The sequence below is a fragment of the Streptomyces collinus Tu 365 genome, assembly GCF_000444875.1.
Classification (GTDB): domain Bacteria; phylum Actinomycetota; class Actinomycetes; order Streptomycetales; family Streptomycetaceae; genus Streptomyces; species Streptomyces collinus_A.
Genome location: NC_021985.1, coordinates 502549 through 520480 on the forward strand (window position 1 = coordinate 502549; position 17932 = coordinate 520480).

The following is a 17932-nucleotide window of genomic DNA, read 5'->3' on the forward strand; positions in this document are numbered from 1 at the left end:
CGGCCAGGCCGAGAAGACGCCAGCCTCAGGGGCGCCACTTCGGGCCGCCTGCGGGCCCCGTGCAACGCAGCGCGGTACCGGCGCGGCCGGCCCCGGCCGGCCGCTCGGCCAGCACGGTCGGCCAGTGCTCTGCAACGCGCTCGCGCAGCCCGCGGACGACGACCAGGTAGGGGCCGGGAGCCGTGACCGCGTCGCCGACGGTGGCTTCGGGAGTGGCGCTCATGAGGGCCTCTCCGCGGGGGGTTCGGACTCCGCCGCCGGTGCCGCGAGGCCGCCGACGCGGAGCAGGTCGCGCTCGTACCAGTGCCGTCCGACCAGGAAGGCCGCCGTCGCCGCGATCGCGACGAGGGGCACCACGCGCAGGGCGCCCAGCAGGCCGACGTGGTCCGCCAGCACGCCGGTCAGCGCCGGTCCGGGCGCCAGGCCGAGCAGGCTGTTGGCCAGGGTGAGGGTGCCGAAGGCGGTCGCGGCGACGGACGCGGGGGTCAGGTTCGCCACCATGGCCGCCGCGGGGCCCGCAGACCCGGCCGACAGCAGCGCGCCGAACGCCAGCGCGCCCAACTGAACCGGTCCGTCGGGGAGTTGAAAAGCCACCGTGAGCAGCACCAGCGAGCCGAGGCTGCACCCGACGGCGACGGCCCACTTGCGGATGGAGACGCCCGCGCTGATCCGGTCGGATACGACACCGCCGAGGATCATGCCTACGCCGATGATCAGCGCGTAGCCGCCGGCCGCGCTGCCCGACTGGGCGGTCGTGAGGTGGTAGTAGCGGTTGAAGTAGCTCGGCAGCCAGGACAGCAGCGTGGCGGCGACGAACAGCTGCAGTCCGCTGCCGACGTAGGCGCTGATGACGGAGACGGAGGAGAACAGCCGCGGCAGGTGCGCGCGCAGCGGCACGTTCGCCGGTGCCGGGGGCGCGTCCCGCGATCCGGCGGCGCTCGCCCCGGCGGCATCCGACGGATCCTCGGCGGAGTCCGCGACCCGCACGAGCCTGCGCTCCTTGACGACGACGCCGTAGACCGCGGCGAGCACCAGGCCGAAGATGCCCATGACGGCGAACGCCCAACGCCAGCCGGCCGCCTGGGCCACAGCGCCACCGATGGAGACGCCGAGCACGGCCCCGAACGCACCGCCCGCGATGAAGGTGCCGGAGAGGGTGGCCCGCAGGGCGACGGGGAAGATGCTCAGCACCACGGCGATCCCGACGCTGCCGTAGGCCGCCTCGCCGATGCCGACGAAGAGACGGGCCACGAACATCTGGCCGTAGTCCGCCGACATCGCGCATCCGACGGTGGCGATGGACCAGAGCGTGGCGGCGAACAGCAGACAGCGCACCCGCCCCCACCGGTCGGCCATGAGGGACATCGGGAAGGTCAGCACGCCGACCGCCAGCGCCACGATGCTGCTGAGCGACCCGAGGGCGGCGTCCGACAACAGCCACTCGGACTTGAGCATCGGGAAGACGGCGTTGAGAACCTGCCGGGACATGTAGTCCGACAGCAGCAGGCCGAAGCTGAGCGCGAAGACCGTCCAGGCGTAGCCCCGGGGAACGGGCCACACCGAGGGGAAGGCCCCTGGGGCCGGGAGGGTCGCCTCCACGGTGGGAGCCGAGGTCTGCGCAGGGGTGTGAAACTCCATTGTCATCACCTCTACTGCTCGAAAGTGCACAGGAGTTGCAGGTCAGAAGGGTTTGTCGCCCACGATCCCGGCGCGCTCCATCTTGCGGACGCCGGGCCAGTAGTCCTGTACGGCGTAGTGCTGGGTCGACCGGTTGTCCCAGATGGCTACGGAACCGGGGGTCCAGCGCCAGCGCACCTGGTACTCGGGGACGGCGGCCTGGCTGATCAGGTAGCTGAGCAAGTGGCTCGCGCCGGGCGCGTAGTCCTGGCCGAACCGGACGTTCGCCGGGGTGTGGAAGTTGGTGAAGTGCGTGGTGAAGGCGTTGACGAAGAGGATCTTCTCCCCGGTCTCGGGGTGCGTCCGCACCACCGGGTGCTCGGCGTCCGGGTACTGCTCGTGGAGCGCGATCCGCTTCTCCTCGGGCATGACCGCGCCGAAGCTGGCCTCGATGCTGTGCCGGGCCCGCAACCCCGCGATCTGCGCCTTCACGTGGGCGGGCAGCCTGTCGTACGCCGCCACCATGTCGACCCAGATGGTGTCGCCGCCTACCGGGGGCGACTCGACGCAGTGCAGCACGGCGCCCATCGACGGGTTCACCCGCCAGGTACCGTCCGTGTGGAGGGCGTTCTCGTAGTGCTCCGGCGCGCTGTCCAGCTCCTTGTAGATGCGGACCAGGCCGGGGTGGTCGGGGTCGCTGCCGGCGACGGGGTGGTCCTCCAGCGCGCCGAAGCGCGACGCGAAGGCGACATGCTCGGCGCGCGAGAGGTCCTGGTCCCGCAGGAACAGCACGCGGTGCTCCAGCAGCAGGCTCTTGATCTCGGCGAACAGGTCGTCGTCACGGACGGCGTCGGCGATGTTCACACCGCGCAGTTCGGCGCCGATGGCGCAGGTCAGCCGCTCGACCTCGATCGAGGTGCATCGGGCGCCCTGGCGCGCCCGCGCCCGCCCCGGGGCGTGGCCGGACGGCGAAAGGATGTCTGTCATGGGTGCTCGCTCCATGGGGTCACTAGGTGGGGGAAGGTCCGGGAAGAGGCGGGGCTCAGAGGACGAAGACGGACGACCCCGTGGTCCGCCCGGACTCCAGGTCGCGATGGGCCTGCTCCGCGTCCTTGAGGTCATAGCGCTGATTGATCTCGATCCTGATGCGGCCGGCGACGACGTGCTCGAACAGCTCGCCCGCGAGCGCGGCACGCTCGGCCGGGTCGGCGATGTAGTCGGCCAGCGCGGGCCTGGTGACGAACACCGACCCCGCCAGGGCGAGTCGCATCGCGTCGATCGGCGGCACCGGGCCCGACGCGGTGCCGAAGCAGACCAGCAGTCCGCGGCGGGCCAGGGAGGCCAGCGAGCCCGCGAAGGTGTCCTTGCCGATGCTGTCGAACACCACCGGGACCCCCGCCCCGCCTGTCAGCTCCCGCACCCGCTCGGCCACGTCCTCGTGCCGGTAGCGGATGACGTGCTCGCATCCGTGTGCCAGGGCGAGTTCGGCCTTCTCCTCGCTGGACACCGTCCCGATCACACGGATGCCGAGCAGTGCGGCCCACTGGCTCAGGATCAGGCCCACCCCGCCCGCCGCCGCGTGCAGCAGCACGGTGTCGCCTGACTTCAGCGTGTGGATCCTGCGCAGCAGATAGGCCGCCGTCAGGCCGCGCATGGTCATCGCGGCCGCCGTCTCGCAACTGATCTGCCGGGGCAGCACGATCAGGTGCGAGGCGGGCATGATCCGCTCCGTGCTGTAGGCACCGAGCGGACTTCCGGTGTACGTGACGCGATCGCCCGCGGCGACGCCGGTGACGCCCTCGCCGACCGCCTCCACCACGCCGGCGGCCTCGACGCCCATGCCCTCGGGCAGCCGGACCGGGTACAGGCCGGTGCGGAAGTAGGTGTCGGCGAAGTTGAGCCCGACGGCCTCGTGCCGCACGCGCACCTCACCGGGGCCGGGCTCGCCGACGGTCACCTCCTCCCAGCTGAGGACGTCGGGGCCACCGGTTTCGTGGAAGCGGACGGCATGTGCCACGGGGTGCTCCAGGGAGGGGTCGTAGGAGGGTCGCAGCCGCAGGTGGGGCCGCGGGCCGGCGAAGGTACGGGCGAGGGACGGGTGGGGATCAGGCGTCGCGCAGCATGAAGCCGCGCTGTCCCGGACGGCGGTTGGGCACCATGCCGAGGCGGGCCAGCGTCTCGTCGGTGTCGGCGTAGTACTCGCCGATCCGGTAGATCCGCTTCGCGTCCGTGCCGGTGGCGATGTCCCGGCCGAGCGCCTCGGAGATCTGCACCATCTGCTCGACCTGCGCCACGGAGGACATCGGCTCGCCCTTGGCACGCCACAGGTTGTCCTCGTTGCCGACGCGCACGTGCTGGCCGAGGGCGATGGCCACCGCGTTCATCGGGGCCACGGCGCGCATGGAACTCTCGACCGTGAGGACGGCGCCGTCCGGTACACGACGGATGAACTCGACCAGGTCCGCCGGGTGCCGACCGGCGAAACCGCCACCTATGGCGACGTAGTTGAGGACCAGCGGGCCGGTGTGGACGCCCGCGCGGATCAGCCGCTCGACGGTCTCCAGCTGCGCCAGGTGCGCGAGCTGGAAGTGCGGCTGGATGCCGCTCGCGCGCAGCCTCTTGAGGTGCTCCAGGTAGAAGTCCGGACCGGCCTCGACGACCATGTCGCGGTAGGCGCGGTAGTAGTCGGGCTTCGCCATCGAGGTGCCCGCCAGGTCGTCGTCGTTCATGATTTCGACGATGTTCATCTGGCTGGTGTTGATCGCGATGGTCACCTGGTCGGGCGCCGGAGTGAGTTCGGCGAGCAGGTGACGGGTGTCGTACGCGAGCCACTTGGCGTCGCCGCCCTCGCCCTCGGGGGCGAAGGAGATCGAACCGCCGATCTGCAGCACCATGTCCGGCACGGCCTCGCGCAGCCGGCCGAGCAGCTCGTTGAACATGGACATCCGCTTGGAGCCCTTGCCGTCGAGCTCACGGACGTGGATGTGCAGCACGGTCGCGCCGGCGTTGTGGCAGTCGACGGCCGCCTGGACGTGCTCGTCCATGGTCAGCGGCAGGTCCTCCGCGTCGCCGGGCAGCCACTCCGGCCCGTACGGCGCGGCCTGGATGACCAACTTCTCCTGGTTCTCCGGGAAGAGAGAGTCGTCGTGGAAGTGCACGGTGCGTCTCCTTGAAGCGGGGTTCGGGGGTACACCTCGGTCGCCGCGGGTACGGCGATGCGGCGTTGGGAAGAGGGGGTTGCGGCTCTGCGGCGGCGCGGGGACGGGCTCTACGGCTCTGGCACTCAGAAGCGGTGAACTCCTTCCGGAGGTCCGCCGACTGTGCGGTGGTGCAAACGTAGGGCGGGCGGCACCGGCTCGCTTCACCTGACGTGACAGGTCACTTGCCAATCGGGGACAGGTGCCCGGCCGAACGGACGCGCAGGACGGGGCGCCGCCTCAGCTCTCGCCGGGCGTCGCCGCTCCGCCGCCCCCGCTCCGGCGCCACTCCCGCGGTCCTACGCCGTAGTGCTCGTGGAACCAGCGGGAGAACGCGCTCAGCGACGAGAACCCAAGCAGCGTGGACACCTCGGTCAGCGACCTGCTCGGGTTGGGCACGAACTGCTCCGCGAGCGCCGAGCGGGTGGACTGCAGCAGCGAGGAGAACGTCTGCCCGGAGCGTGCGAGATGCCGGTGGACGGTGCGCCGGTCGACGCCGAGGCTGCGTGCGACCTGCTCGATGGAGCAGCGCCCGGTCGGCAGCAGCGCCTCGATGAGGTCGCGCACCCGGTCCGCCTCGGTCGCTTCCCGCAGCGCCGCGACGGGCTCGAAGTACTGCCGGGTGTAGCTGCGCAGCTGCGCGTCGGCCATCGCGTTGGCCGCGTCCAGGTCGTCGGCGTAGAACTCGATGCCGTTGAAGCCGCGGTCGAACTCGACCACGGGCCCGAACGCGCGGCGGTGGCTCGCGGTGTCGCGCGGCGCCGGGTGTGCGAAGCGGACCGCCGACGGCCGCCAGTGCGGCCCGAGGAAGCCGCACAGCACCCGGTGGAACGCGGCCACCGCGAGCTCCGTGCCCTGCCGGGCCGGCTGCGGCTCGCCGAGCCGCACGTCGACCTTGAGCGTCGCGACGCCGTTGCCCTCGGAGAGCCGGGCGTGCAGGACCTCGTTGTAGGTGTGCTGGTGGCGGATGAGCAGGGCCAGGGCGCTGCGCACGTCGGGCTCCTCGCGCACCAGGAGGCTGATCGGGCCGAGATTGGAGAAGCGCCGCAGCTCCGCCAGGAGCAGCCCGAAGTCCTCGCGCGCGGAGGCGGCCGCGGACAGCTCCAGCAGCCGGACCACGGCCGTACCCGAGATCCACCGGTCCTGGACGGCGAGGTCGGCGGTGTCGAGCCCGACGCTCTTCATCAGCGCGCGCGGGTCGAGACCCAGGGAACGGCTCAGTTCGACGTAACCGTTCAGCGCGGCGGTACGGACAAGGGGTCTCATGGGCAGGCTCCGGGGGCTGCGGGTCCCCAGAAGCTAGGTTTTCCGTCCCCGTGGGTCAAGCATGCGGACCGGATGATCACTGACATCCCCGTCGACGCGGGACGGCACCCGTGCCGCACGTCCATCGGTGATCTGATCGCGGACGGCGCCTACGCCGAACACCCGCGCGTCCCGGCCCGCGTCGAGCACACCTTTGCGCGCATGAAGACCTGGAAGATCGTCCGTGACCGCCACCAAGGGGGCGACGGCCTCCACCACGCCGTCCAGGCCGTCGCCGCCATGCACAACCTCACCCTGGCAGGGTAGAAACAGCAGCTCAACTGCCACTCAACCCTGTTCACCGCCGACCTTCCGCAGCACCCCTTCAGCCGCGCGTCCGTCGGCGCGACAGCGTGACGCCCGCGACGCCGGCCGCCAGCGCTGCTGCCGCCGACGCCGCGATCCAGGGCAGTGCGCCCGCGCCGGTGGAGGCCATCACACCGCCCTCGGGGCTCGTCCCGCCGGACGTGGCGCCGCCGTTGGAGGCCGAGCCCCCGTTGGAGGCGCCGGCGCTCGGGGACGCCGATGCGGAAGGAGAGGGAGAGGGAGAAGGGGAAGCGGAGGGCGAGGCCGACGGGGTGCCGCCGGTGATCGTCAGGGTCACGGGTGCGGAGTCGTTCTCCGGGTGGTTGTCGCGGTTGGGGAAGTCGGTGCGGCCCGTGGCCTCGATGGAACCGGCCTTCGGATGGGCGACGGCCTCCTGGATCTTCACGTAGAAGGTGAGCTCGCTGGTGTCGCCGGCCGGGAAGATGTCCGGGATCTCGCACTCGTAGGTGCGGGTGCCCTTGATGGGTGCGCCGCAGGCGTGGTCGTCGTCCTCGCCGGGGAAGGGGATCTTCGTGATCACGGTGCCCTCGGGCGGGGTGACGCGATAGGTGCCGGAACCCTGGCCGGGGCGGCTGTAGAGGTTCATCGAACCCGGGCCCTCGTTCTTCACACCGAGGGTCACCGGTACCGTCTGGCCCAGCTTGCCGGTGACCTCGCCGCCGATCGCGCGGTAGTCCGCGTGCTGGGTGGTGGACACCTCGACGAAGCCGCCGAAGTCGGGGAACCCGGAAGCGGACACGGGCTTGAGGCCGAGCTCCGGTCCGCTGCCGGTGACGGTGTAGTCCGCCGGATCGTCGTACTCCCACGGATTGCCGCTGCCCAGGGGCCAGGTGGAGTAGTTGATGGTGGCGTACATCAGGTCGTTCGACGTGGTGAAGTGCCACGGCTTGTCGAAGGCGTAGGCCGTGCCGGGCTCGATCGGGGTGTCGAAGGTGCAGTACGCGGTGGGCTGCGGCATCGGCCGGTAGTGGCAGTTGCTGTACTGCTCGGCGACCTTCAGCCCCTCCTCGCCGAACAGCTTCACGCCGATGCCTCGGGGCGCGGCCAGTGGGCCGACGTTGGCGACGGCGGGCGTGAGGTCGAAGCCGGCGCCGGGTGTGACATCGGCAATCGCCTTTTCCCGCTGGGTGAGCAGCTTGGGGCCGCCGACGACCGCGTGCGTCGTGGCGGTGGCCGTCCCGGCGTCGCTGGACGTCGCGGTGTAGTGGATGTCGCCGGAGGCGCCGGGCTTCGTGCCCTTCGCCCCTTTGATGTAGAACGGCTGGACGCTGGTTTTGCCGTCGATCGAGGTGTAGGCGCAGGTGTAGACGTAGGCCTGGTGCGAGCAGGCACCCCCGGCACCGGTGATGACCGCCTTGCCCTCGAGTTCCGTGGCGTCGATGGTCAGTTTGACGTTCTTGGCCAGGGGCTTGGTGCCCTCCGGGGCGCTGAGGTTGAGTTCGAGGAGGAACAGGCCGCCGTCGCCGGGCGGCCCCTCACCGTACTGGTAGGCGTAGTAGGTGTCCTGCGCCTCGATCGACAGCTTCGTGCCGGCGGCGTTCGCCGTGCCGGGCAGCGCTGCCAGGCCGAGCCCGCTCACCGCCGCCAGCAGTGCCGTCACGCGGCTCCATCGCCTCGTCCCCGCCATGTCCCACTCCCATCTCACCCGCACCATCCGCAACGCCGTACGCACACGTCGTTCGGGATGGCTGACCGGTCACGGGCTCGGATGGTTGCGCTCTGCACGGTTGCGATTTCCGCGTCGGCCGCGCGACCGCGTGCGGGAGGGGGAAAGGCCGGGCAGTGGACCCGCCGGTCGCGGCCGCGGACTCGCGGTCACTGCGGGTGGCGGGCCAACTTCCCCCGCGTAAAACCCGGTTGAGACGGCAGGAAGCTCGAACGGCTGCGACGGGGTTCTTCTCGGTCCGCCCGGCGGTACGGCAGCAGACGGGGCGGTCATGAGGACGGCGACAACAGCGGCCGTCATGTCGAGCGGACGTCGAGTCGCATGCCTGACCACTCGTCCCCGGCCCTCGATGTCCCGCCCGCGTCCAGGAGCCGTCGTGTCACGCTGAAGGTCCGCGGCTTCGCCGAGACCGTGCGCGGGTCGACCACAGAGATCGCGGTCCCGGCCTCGCTGAACCGGGCCGCGCTTCCCTGCTTGCCATCGACGATCCCACCGCCGTACATTCCCTGGACCCGGCTTGTCCGGCCGCTTCGTCCACCCCCCTTTGAGCACATGAGGAGCGCCCGTTATGACGGGTGTACTGGCGGTTGCAGGCGGCACCGCATCCGGCAAGTCCACCCTTGCCGAGGCCCTGTCGCTGCGGTGGCCCGAGACCGTGGCGCTGGTCCACCTGGACGACTACTACGTGCCCGCCCACGACCCCCTGAGGGGTGTGTGGACGGTCAGCGCCGACGGGCACGCCGTCCTCGACTGGAACCATCCGGGATCGATCGACGAGACAGCGGCGGCACACGCCATCGACGCGGCGCTGCGGCGCCCCGGCGTGCTGCTGGTGGTGGTCGAGGGCCTGTTCGCGCTGTCACTGCCGTCCGTGGTGAGGCGGGCGGCGTGGCGGGTGTACGTCGAGACCCCCGACGACATACGACTGGCCCGCAAGATCCTCCGGAAGATCGAGGCGCAGCGCCAGGACCCCCGGCTGTCCCTGCGCAACTATCTGCAGACCGGCAGGGACCGCCACGCAGCCCATGTCGCGCCCTCCCGGGCAGCGGCCGATCTGGTCGTGGACGGGACCGCGAGCGAGGCGGAGATGCTGGCCGCGGTCATGCCGCTGATCGGGCCGGCCCTCACCCCACTGCCCGCGGCACCCTCGCAGGCGCGACAGGTATGCGGTGTGCCCGACACCCCCGGAGCCCCGGCGCTCGCGATGTGACGTGTCTTGGGGGGCGACTCGCCGCGCCGCCGAGCGGCACCGCCGAGAGCACCGGCCGCGGCCTCCTCCCTGAGCTCGCCCCGCGCGTCGTCGACCGATCCACCTCTTGTGCTGAATTGTCCTGCTCTGTGGGGCCGGGGTGTAACAATTCCGGCCGCGTCGGCTCTGTCCAAGCGGACGGCTGTGTCGGTCGGCCAGAAAGAGGAGCACGACTCGTGCAGTGGACGGACCAGAGCAGCGGAGGGTACGGCGCGGATCCGTACGACAGTGCCGGGGACGGGTACGACTACGCCTGCGAGCACGACGGCGGTACCACCACCGGCATGGCCGCCACGCCCCGGGCGTCGGGGCAACTCGCGCAGGGGACGTACCCCGCGGTCGACGCCTACGCACGGGGGACGGATCTCTACGGCGCCGAGGCGCACGTGCACGATGCCGGACCCGGGGCCGCCGCGACCGTGTCGGGCGTCCACGGTGACGTCCTCACCGTGGACGTCCTCACCGCGCCGGCCCCGGGACTCGGCACGCCCGGCGATCCCACGCCGGGAGCGGAGACTCCGTTCGGAAGCGATTCGGTGCGGCCGGTCTTCGTGGACTCCTCGGGCCGCCGCCAGCGCCGCGTGCGGCGCGCGGCCCGGCTGCTGGTGATCCCCGCGGGCGGCTACGTCGCCCTGCTGATCAGCGCCGTGCTCGGCGGCCCCAGACTCAGCGCCCCGTTCGTGCCCCAGCCGGACTCCCCGGACCGCTCCACGCCACGCGCGTCCGTGCCCGACACCTCCGCCGGTACCGGCGACTCCGCGGAGAGCACGCGGTCCGCTGCGGCGCGGAAGAACTCCCGCTCCACGGCGGCGCAGAAGAACGCCAGTCCGACCGAACGGCCGACAGCCCCCGCCACCACCGCGGCCACACCCGTGCCGACCACGGCGCCCACCAGCGCCGCGTCTCCGACCTCTTCCACCTCCGTCTCGGCCCCGGCCCCGGCCGCCACTCCTGCCGTGCCCACCCGTCCGACCCCCAGGGGCCGCGCGCTCGGCACGTCCCACAAGCCCGTGAGATGATCCAAGGCTCCTGACGTGACCCATCACCGCCGCCGCGCCGCCCGGCGCCGCGACCGCACTCGCCGGATCACACCCCGCACCCATTGGCTGCTGCTCAGCGTGTTCGCGGTCACCTTGTCCACGGCCCTGCTGCTCCAGGGCTACACCCACCACATGTTCGGCATCACCTCGGACGCCGTGACCGGCGTCCGGGGCAGGAGCGACATGGTGCCCGCCCGGGTGGCCCACGGCGGCCCCGTGATCGCGGGCGCCGCCACCTCTCCCCACACCGCCCGGGTGCGGCCCCGCACCATCGCGCTGACCTTCGACGACGGCCCGGACCCCACCTGGACGCCACGCATCCTGGAGGTGCTGCGCCGCAACCACGTGCACGCGACCTTCTTCGTCGTCGGGACCCAGGTCGTCGCCCACCCCGAGCTGGTCCGCCGTATCGTCGCCGACGGCCACCAGATCGGCATCCACACCTTCACCCATCCCGACCTGGCCCGTCTCGCCCCGTGGCAACGCTCGCTGGAGTTGCGTGAGACGCAGTTGGCGGTGGCCGGCGCCGCGGGGGTCACCACCGCACTGCTCAGGCCGCCGTACTCCTCGGAGAACGGCGCGCTGGACGACGCCGACTGGTCCGTCCTGAAGCAGGCCGACGCGGCGGGTTACGTCACGGTGCTGTCCACCCAGGACGCCGAGGACTGGCAGCGCCCCGGTGCGCGCCGCATCCTCGCGAACGCGACACCACACGGGCACGGCGGGCAGGTCCTGCTCATGCACGACGCCGGCGGCGACCGCTCCCAGACCGTCGCCGCGCTGGCTGCCCTGGTCCCACGCCTCAAGGCGCAGGGCTTCAGGTTCGCGACGGTCTCCGACGCGGTCGGCATGGCCGCACCCGTACAGCCCGCCGGCCTGGGCGATCACCTGCAAGGACTGGCCCTCGTCAGGGCCCTCCAGGGCGGTGACCGGGTCGTCCGGCTGCTGGGCTGGCTGATGTACGCGGCAGGCGCGATCAGCGTGCTGCGCGCGGCCGTCGTACTGACAGCCGCCCGGCGGCACCGCCGCCTGCGGGCGGGCGGACCCGACCGGTCCTGGGGACCACGGGTCACCGAGCCGGTCAGCGTCATCGTTCCCGCCTACAACGAGAGCGCCGGGATCGAGGCGGCCGTGCGTTCGCTGCTCGCATCCGACCATCCGGTCGAGATCATCGTGGTCGACGACGGGTCGACCGACGGCACCGCCGATCTGGTGGAGGCACTCGGTCTGCCGGTGCGGGTGATCCGCCGGCGGAACGCGGGCAAGCCCGCCGCCCTCAACAGCGGGCTCGCCGCCGCCACCTGCGACCTGGTGGTCATGGTCGACGGCGACACGGTCTTCGAACCCGACACCGTCCGCACCATCGTGCAGCCTTTCGCCGACCCCCGCGTGGGGGCCGTCTCGGGCAACGCCAAGGTCGTCAACCGTGGCGGCCTGCTGGGTCGCTGGCAGCACATCGAGTACGTGGTCGGGTTCAATCTCGACCGCCGCCTGTTCGACCTCGCCGAATGCATGCCGACCGTGCCCGGCGCGGTCGGCGCGTTCCGCCGCCGGGCGCTGCTTGACCTCGGCGGAGTCAGCGACGTCACCCTGGCCGAGGACACCGACCTCACCATGGCCCTGTGCCGGAACGGCTGGCGCGTGGTGTACGAGGAGGGCGCCAAGGCATGGACGGAGGCTCCGGCCTCTTTGAACGCCCTGTGGCGGCAGCGCTACCGCTGGTGCTACGGCACCCTCCAGGCGATGTGGAAGCACCGCGGCGCGCTCGTACAACGCGGCGCCGCCGGGAAACTGGGCCGCAGGGGCCTGATCTACCTGCTTCTCTTCCAGGTGCTGCTGCCCCTGCTCGCACCCGCGGTGGACATCTTCGCCCTCTACGGGCTCGTCTTCCTCGACCCGGTCCGGATCATCGGGCTGTGGCTGACCTTCCTGCTGCTGCAACTCCTGATGGGCCTCTACGCGTTCCGTCTGGACGGCGAACGCCCGGGCCCCCTGTGGAGCCTGCCGCTGCAGCAGTTCGTCTACCGACAGCTGATGTACCTGGTCGTGATCCAGTCCGTGTTCACCGCCGTCTCGGGCTCGCGCCTGCGGTGGCAACGCATGGAACGGTACGGAAGTCTGCAGCCCCCGGTCGGCGCTCAGCCACTCCCCTCCGACCTCACCCGGGAGGAGCCTCCCGCGGCATCCACCCCGCGATGACTCCCGTCAGCAGGGACGGGTCGTGATGGAGGGCCCGGGCGTCGGGACCGAGGCACCTTCCCGGCAGAGGTGCGGGCCGGGGACGATCTCACGGTGACCGGCGCCGATGACACGACCCGTCAGGTGCTCATCCGCTCTCTGAGGCGGCGACGGTTCAGGCTCCGCCCCCGACGGCCTTCCCCGGGGCTCGACAGGTGCTGCCTGTCGTGAACAGCGCCCGGGTGGCGAAAGATTGGCGGTCTGCTGGTCCGCCTCTGTCCATGTGCTGGGCCGTCTCTCAACAACGGGTTCCTAGGGTCGTGGTCATCCCCCGAAGGCCCGGTTCCACCGCCTTCGAAACCGCGAGACTTCCCAGCGTTTGGAGACTCCCTGATGCGTGTTCTGTCCCGCCGTGCCGTGCTCGCCGCTCCCGCTGCCGTGCTGATGTGGGCACTCGTCGCCTGCGGCGGATCCGACTCCGGCTCCGGTTCCAAGGCCGCTGACACCCAGCAGCAGGCGCAGAGCGCCGACGGCGCCGAGGCGGCCGGCGGTGACACCGACGACAGGACGGAGCCGCCGCTGACCGGTGAGGTCAAGCGGAAGGCCGAGGCCGCGGCGCTCGGCGCGTACCCGGGCACCGTCGTGAAGTCCGAGGAGGACGCGGAGAAGCCCGGCATGTACGCGGTGGAGGTGAAGCAGGCCGACGGCTCCTCGATCGAGGTCTACCTCGACAAGTCCTTCAAAGTCACCGACACCAAGAAGGAGGGCACCGAGGAGGCCGACGCCGGCTGACGGGGACGTCCGAGCCGTAGGGCGGGCGACCCGATGTCATTCGAGGTCGCCGACCGCTCAGCCGCTTCCGCCGGACGTCACGACCGGCCCCGCGTCGCCCGGTGGCAGCACGAGCACCGCCGCCGCACCCACGCAGACGAGTTCCCCGTCGGATACCGGCGTGAGCCCGAACACCGGGGAAGAAGACGGACATGAGGAGCAAGGACGCGAGGACGGCGACGATCGCATCGTCCCGTTCGCCTTCTCCGATCCCTGGTGGCTTCCCCTGAACCCCTCAACTCTCCTGACACAGCTGTGCGAGCCTGGCGCCATGCGGCTGCTGCTCATCGAAGACGACGACCGAATCGCAGGCCCTCTCACCGAGGGCCTGGGACGCTACGGGTTCGCTGTGGACCACGTCCGCACCGGCACCGCCGGGCTCGCCGCCACCGCGACCTCGCCGGACCTGGTCCTGCTGGATCTCGGTCTGCCCGACATGGACGGCCTGGACGTCTGCCGCACCCTCAGGGCCCGCTCCGCCGTCCCCATCATCATGATCACCGCGCGGGGCGAGGAGGCCGACCGTGTCGTCGGCCTGGAGCTCGGCGCCGACGACTACCTCGCCAAGCCCTTCGGCGTGCGGGAGCTGATCGCCCGCATCCGCGCCGTCACCCGCCGGGCCGGCGCCCCCGCCTTCACGCCGACCGGACCCGCGCGAACACCCGAATCGCATCGGCCGGCCTCCGGCGCGCAGGTGTTGGGGCCGCTGACCCTCAACCGCCGCACCCGCGAGGTCCATCTCAACAGCCGGCAGGTCGCCCTGACGCCCCGAGAGTTCGACCTGCTCGCCTTCCTCGCCGACGATCCGGGCACGGTGTGCACCCGGCAGCAGATCATGGACACGGTCTGGGACCCCCACTTCTTCGGCCCCACCAAAACCCTCGACGCGCACGTGGCCGCCCTGCGCCGCAAGCTCGGCGACCCCGGATGGGTCACCACCGCCCGCGGCGTCGGCTTCCGTCTCACCGTCCCCCGCGAACCCGGCGCCTCAGAGGCGGCCGAATGACCCGCCGCCTCCTCCTCAGCTACCTCGCCCTGGCCGCACTCGTACTGGCCGGGCTGGAGATCCCCCTCGGCTACATATACGCCCGCGGCGAGACCTCCCGTGCCTCACAGAGCGTGGAACGCGACGCCTCCACGCTCGCCGAGGTCGCTGAGGAGAACATCGAAAAGGGCCGGCTCGACGCGCTGCCGGACGTTGTCGGTGACTACGCCAACCGCACCGGCGCCCACGTCGTCGTCACCGACAGACAGGGCATCGTCCTGGCCGACTCCGATCCCGCCGGCCGCGCTGGGAGGAGCCTTGCCGATCAGCCGGACATCGCCCGCGCCCTGAACAACCAGCCCACCGTCACCACCACGACGGACGGCGCCGGCCGTGACGTGCTGTCCGCGACCATGCCCGGCTCCTCCGGCACCACGATCCGCGGCGCCCTGCGCCTGACGTGCCCCCTGGACCAGGTCAGCACCCGCGTACACCGCATCTGGGGCGCCTTGGCCCTCGCCGCAGCCTGCATCCTTGCCGCGGTCGCTCTGATCGCCTTCAGCCTGGCCCGCTGGATCACCCGCCCCCTGCGCACCCTGGAAGCCGCGACCACCCAACTCGCCCACGGGCACCTGGCCCACCCGCCCGACGCCACCACCGGACCGCCCGAACTGCGCCGACTGGCCACGTCGTTCAACCACACCGCGACCCGGCTCCAGCACCTCCTCGCGTCCCAGCAGGCGTTCGCCTCGGAAGCCTCCCACCAGCTGAAGACTCCGCTGACCGCACTGCGACTGCGGCTGGAGAACTTCGAGCCCCACCTGGACCCGCGCGCGCACGGCAGCCTGGAGGAAGCCGTCGGAGAGGTCGAACGCCTCGGCCGTATGGTGCAGGGACTCCTCGCGCTGGCCCGGCTGGAGAACACCGCGACCACCCCCGAACCCGTCGATCTGGACGCCGTCCTCACCGACCGTGTCGCCATGTGGGAGCCACTGGCGGCCGAACAGTACGTGACCCTCGACATCACCGGCCCGCCCACCGGCCATGTGTGGGCGATCCCCGGCGCCCTGGAACAGATCATCGACAACCTCCTCGCCAACGCTCTGCGTGTCTCCCCACCCGGCACCACCATCACCCTGCACCGCGTCCCCGGCAGCGAACTCCACGTCATCGACCAGGGGCCCGGCATGAACGACACGGACCGCGATCGCGCCTTCGACCGGTTCTGGCGCTCCTCCGACTCTCACCACGACGGCACCGGCCTCGGCCTGCCGATCGTCCGCCACCTCGTCGACGCCTCCGGCGGCACCATCACGCTCCACCCCGCCCCCGGCACCGGCCTCGACGCCCGCATACGGCTGCGCCCCGCCCCTGCCCGCCGGAACAAAGTGTCACCGCCGGGAGAGGACTTCGGCGCGCGCCGCGGCCGCAGCCGTCACACAGAGCCGGCCGGCCGCGGCTTCGATGCGTGAAGAGCACGGTCGGTCGATGTGGCGATAGCTTGCTCCTCATGACGGCTGAGGGCGAGGCGCTGGTCGGCGGGATGGCGAACGCGGGGGCGGTCTTCCGCCGGGGTGAGTCGGTGGAGCGACCGGCACCGCGCAACGCCCGTGCTCTGCATGCCTATCTCCGTGCGTTGAGGGTGCATGGCTTCGACGCGGCGCCGGCCCCTGTCGGTCTCACCGCGGATGGCCGTGAGCGGCTGACGTTCATCCCCGGTGACGTGGCCCTGCCGCCGTTCCAGGACTGGGCGATGGGGAGTTCCGCCCTCGAATCGGTGGGCAGCCTGCTGCGGCGTCTGCATGAGGCCGGCGCGGCCGTCGCGGTGGACAGCCGTGCCGAGTGGCCCTCGGACCTCGCCGACCCGGAGGGGGGAACGATGCTGTGCCACAACGACGTGTGCCCGGAGAACGTCGTCTTCCGCGACGGCCGTGCCGTGGCCCTGATCGATTTCGACTTGGCGGCCCCGGGCCGTGCGCTCTGGGACATCGCCATGACCGCCCGCTATTGGGTGCCCATGCTTGATCCCGAGTCCGCGGCCGCTCTTCATCCCCCCGGGCTTGATGCGGCCGCGCGGCTGCGGATTCTTGCCGACGGCTACGGCCTCCCGGCCGCGGGCCGCGCCGAGTTGTCTGGCGTCATCGAGCAGGCCACGGCGGTCTGCAGGGCCTTCGTCGCCCGCCGCGTCGCCGGCGGAGACTCCGTCTATCTCCAGGCGTTGGCCGAGCGTGGTGGATGGGAACGCTGGGACCGCGTGCAGACCTGGCTGGTGGACCACCGCAAGAGCTTCACGGCCGCCCTGCTGAGCTGACCGGCCCGGACGTCCGAGGACGAACCCCTCGGGTGTCCATCGGCCGGAGTTCGTCCTCGGCGGCGGCCCGGAACCGGGAGGCGGCCTTCGTCCCGTGGCCGTGCAGGGGCGGTCTCAGGAACCGCACAGCGGGCACTCCGGGCGCGCCGGATGTCGTACGTCGACCAGTTGGTCGGGAGCGATCAGGTTGAGGCCCCGCACATACCCCGGTGCGCGCCTGCCCGTTCCCGTGAGCAGCGAGACCACCTCATGGGCGATCAGCTGTCCGGATATTCCCGCGGACGGGGCGAGCACCCCGGTACCCCCCAGGTCCGGGTGCCAGCCGGGCTTGAGCTTCGCCTCCTCCCCCGCACCGACGCATTCGAAGCAGGGACCGGCGGGACCGTACACGCCGACGGTCACCAGCGGGCCGTTGTATCCGGCGGTCACCCAGGGGACGCCCTGTGCGGCACACACCCGGTTGGTCATCTTGGCGATGAGGTCGTTGCGCGGCTCGTCGGCGCACAGAGCGAAGACATCGCAGTCCGAGACGAGTTCTGCCAGCGCCTTCTCGGTGTCCACCATCCGGATGTCGCAGGTGAAGGAGCCCGCCGAGTTGACCGAGCGCAGACGCTCGACCGCGACCTGGGCCTTGGGCCTGCCGAGGTCGGCTTCGCCGTACAGTACCTGCCGGGTCAGATTGGACACCTCGACGCGGTCCGGATCGACGAGGTGCAGGCTGCCGACCCCTACGGCGGCCAGCGCCCATGCGGCGTGGCTGCCCGTGCCGCCGACACCCAGAATCCCCACGCGCGCGTTCTTGAGCCGCCGCTGCGCCGCCCACGGGTCGCTGCCCGGTCGCAGGTCGATACGCCGGAAATAGGCGTGGTTGCGGCTGTATCGCTCCGTCTCATCGCCGGTGAGGCCTTCGGGGTGTCCACCGGCCGCGTCTTCGAGGTAGCCGGTGTCCAGCAGCGCCTTGACCATTCCCCGTGCGCCGCTGTCGCCCAACGACGGGTGCCGTGCGGCCAGTTCCGCCTCGATACGCTCGACCGGGGTGGCTCCGTCCATCAGGCTCAGCGCTTCCCAGACCCAGCCGTGCGGGTCGGTGATCTCCGCTGCGATTCCGTACAGTTCGCCGCCGATCCGGATGGTTCCGTCGTCGAATCGATGGGCTGTGTGCTCGGGTTTCACCCGTGGATGTGTCACGACCACCACGCTCCTTGAGAGCCGTGCCGGTGATCCCG

The 17932-nt window shown here is 71.4% G+C and carries 15 protein-coding genes and 1 pseudogene; 8 read left to right on the top strand and 8 right to left on the bottom strand.

The features are described from left to right. Positions 1-25 precede the first annotated feature (25 nt). The 6 genes from B446_RS01730 to B446_RS01755 all read right to left on the bottom strand — a co-directional run bounded on the left by B446_RS01730 (position 26) and on the right by B446_RS01755 (position 6080). Positions 26-223, bottom strand: a complete 198-nt coding sequence (locus tag B446_RS01730) for a hypothetical protein (RefSeq protein ID WP_020937671.1) — start codon at positions 221-223, stop codon at positions 26-28. Continuing rightward, positions 220-1638, bottom strand: coding sequence for an MFS transporter (locus B446_RS01735; RefSeq protein WP_043474529.1), 1419 nt, complete (start codon positions 1636-1638; stop codon positions 220-222). The genes B446_RS01730 and B446_RS01735 overlap by 4 nt, the downstream gene beginning before the upstream one ends. A 42-nt stretch (positions 1639-1680) precedes the next feature. Continuing rightward, positions 1681-2604, bottom strand: a complete 924-nt coding sequence (locus B446_RS01740; protein WP_020937673.1) for a TauD/TfdA dioxygenase family protein — start codon at positions 2602-2604, stop codon at positions 1681-1683. A 55-nt stretch (positions 2605-2659) separates the two neighbouring features. Further along, on the bottom strand, positions 2660-3634 hold the full coding sequence (locus B446_RS01745) for a quinone oxidoreductase family protein (RefSeq protein ID WP_020937674.1): 975 nt from the start codon (positions 3632-3634) through the stop codon (positions 2660-2662). A gap of 88 nt (positions 3635-3722) precedes the next feature. After that, positions 3723-4775, bottom strand: a complete 1053-nt coding sequence (locus B446_RS01750; RefSeq protein ID WP_020937675.1) for a 3-keto-5-aminohexanoate cleavage protein — start codon at positions 4773-4775, stop codon at positions 3723-3725. A gap of 279 nt (positions 4776-5054) precedes the next feature. Then, positions 5055-6080 (bottom strand): AraC family transcriptional regulator, encoded by a 1026-nt coding sequence (locus tag B446_RS01755; protein WP_020937676.1) that lies wholly within the window; start codon positions 6078-6080, stop codon positions 5055-5057. A 159-nt stretch (positions 6081-6239) separates the two neighbouring features. Between B446_RS01755 and B446_RS01760 the strand changes: the two are divergent. Further along, positions 6240-6386, top strand: a pseudogene (locus B446_RS01760) (IS5/IS1182 family transposase); the annotation flags it as partial. Positions 6387-6444: 58 nt separating this feature from the next. Here the strand turns inward: B446_RS01760 and B446_RS01765 are convergent. Next, a complete protein-coding gene (locus B446_RS01765; RefSeq protein ID WP_020937678.1) occupies positions 6445-8046 on the bottom strand; it encodes a hypothetical protein in 1602 nt (533 codons plus the stop codon). A gap of 634 nt (positions 8047-8680) precedes the next feature. On the opposite strand from B446_RS01765, the gene B446_RS01775 reads away from it, so the two are divergent. The 7 genes from B446_RS01775 (at position 8681) to B446_RS01805 (ending at position 16706) form a co-directional block, all read left to right on the top strand. After that, complete coding sequence (locus B446_RS01775) at positions 8681-9322, top strand: uridine kinase family protein (RefSeq protein WP_020937680.1); 642 nt, start codon at positions 8681-8683, stop codon at positions 9320-9322. 215 nt (positions 9323-9537) lie between these two features. Further along, the gene (locus B446_RS35995) at positions 9538-10380 is read left to right on the top strand and encodes a hypothetical protein (protein ID WP_052352106.1); all 843 of its coding nucleotides are present in this window, start codon (positions 9538-9540) and stop codon (positions 10378-10380) included. Positions 10381-10395: 15 nt separating this feature from the next. Then, entirely contained in the window at positions 10396-12600 is a 2205-nt protein-coding gene (locus B446_RS01785; RefSeq protein ID WP_020937682.1) for a bifunctional polysaccharide deacetylase/glycosyltransferase family 2 protein, read from the top strand. A 372-nt stretch (positions 12601-12972) separates the two neighbouring features. Beyond that, positions 12973-13371 carry a PepSY domain-containing protein gene (locus B446_RS01790; RefSeq protein WP_020937683.1) on the top strand — a complete coding sequence of 133 codons (399 nt, stop codon included), beginning with the start codon at positions 12973-12975 and terminating at the stop codon, positions 13369-13371. Positions 13372-13681: 310 nt separating this feature from the next. Next, the gene (locus B446_RS01795; protein WP_020937684.1) at positions 13682-14416 is read left to right on the top strand and encodes a response regulator transcription factor; all 735 of its coding nucleotides are present in this window, start codon (positions 13682-13684) and stop codon (positions 14414-14416) included. Further along, the gene (locus tag B446_RS01800; RefSeq protein ID WP_020937685.1) at positions 14413-15867 is read left to right on the top strand and encodes an ATP-binding protein; all 1455 of its coding nucleotides are present in this window, start codon (positions 14413-14415) and stop codon (positions 15865-15867) included. The genes B446_RS01795 and B446_RS01800 overlap by 4 nt, the downstream gene beginning before the upstream one ends. A gap of 38 nt (positions 15868-15905) precedes the next feature. After that, entirely contained in the window at positions 15906-16706 is an 801-nt protein-coding gene (locus B446_RS01805; RefSeq protein ID WP_043477266.1) for a phosphotransferase, read from the top strand. 114 nt (positions 16707-16820) lie between these two features. Here the strand turns inward: B446_RS01805 and B446_RS01810 are convergent, their stop codons facing one another. Continuing rightward, complete coding sequence (locus B446_RS01810) at positions 16821-17894, bottom strand: HesA/MoeB/ThiF family protein (protein ID WP_078614869.1); 1074 nt, start codon at positions 17892-17894, stop codon at positions 16821-16823. Positions 17895-17932 lie beyond the last annotated feature (38 nt).

Bases quoted from the DNA above. Each gene is read 5' to 3' on its own strand.
- B446_RS01730 (WP_020937671.1), bottom strand. From the start codon at position 223: ATGAGCGCCACTCCCGAAGCCACCGTCGGCGACGCGGTCACGGCTCCC.
- B446_RS01735 (WP_043474529.1), bottom strand. From the start codon at position 1,638: ATGGAGTTTCACACCCCTGCGCAGACCTCGGCTCCCACCGTGGAGGCG.
- B446_RS01740 (WP_020937673.1), bottom strand. From the start codon at position 2,604: ATGACAGACATCCTTTCGCCGTCCGGCCACGCCCCGGGGCGGGCGCGG.
- B446_RS01755 (WP_020937676.1), bottom strand. From the start codon at position 6,080: ATGAGACCCCTTGTCCGTACCGCCGCGCTGAACGGTTACGTCGAACTG.
- B446_RS01775 (WP_020937680.1), top strand. From the start codon at position 8,681: ATGACGGGTGTACTGGCGGTTGCAGGCGGCACCGCATCCGGCAAGTCC.
- B446_RS01790 (WP_020937683.1), top strand. From the start codon at position 12,973: ATGCGTGTTCTGTCCCGCCGTGCCGTGCTCGCCGCTCCCGCTGCCGTG.
- B446_RS01795 (WP_020937684.1), top strand. From the start codon at position 13,682: ATGCGGCTGCTGCTCATCGAAGACGACGACCGAATCGCAGGCCCTCTC.
- B446_RS01800 (WP_020937685.1), top strand. From the start codon at position 14,413: ATGACCCGCCGCCTCCTCCTCAGCTACCTCGCCCTGGCCGCACTCGTA.
- B446_RS01805 (WP_043477266.1), top strand. From the start codon at position 15,906: ATGACGGCTGAGGGCGAGGCGCTGGTCGGCGGGATGGCGAACGCGGGG.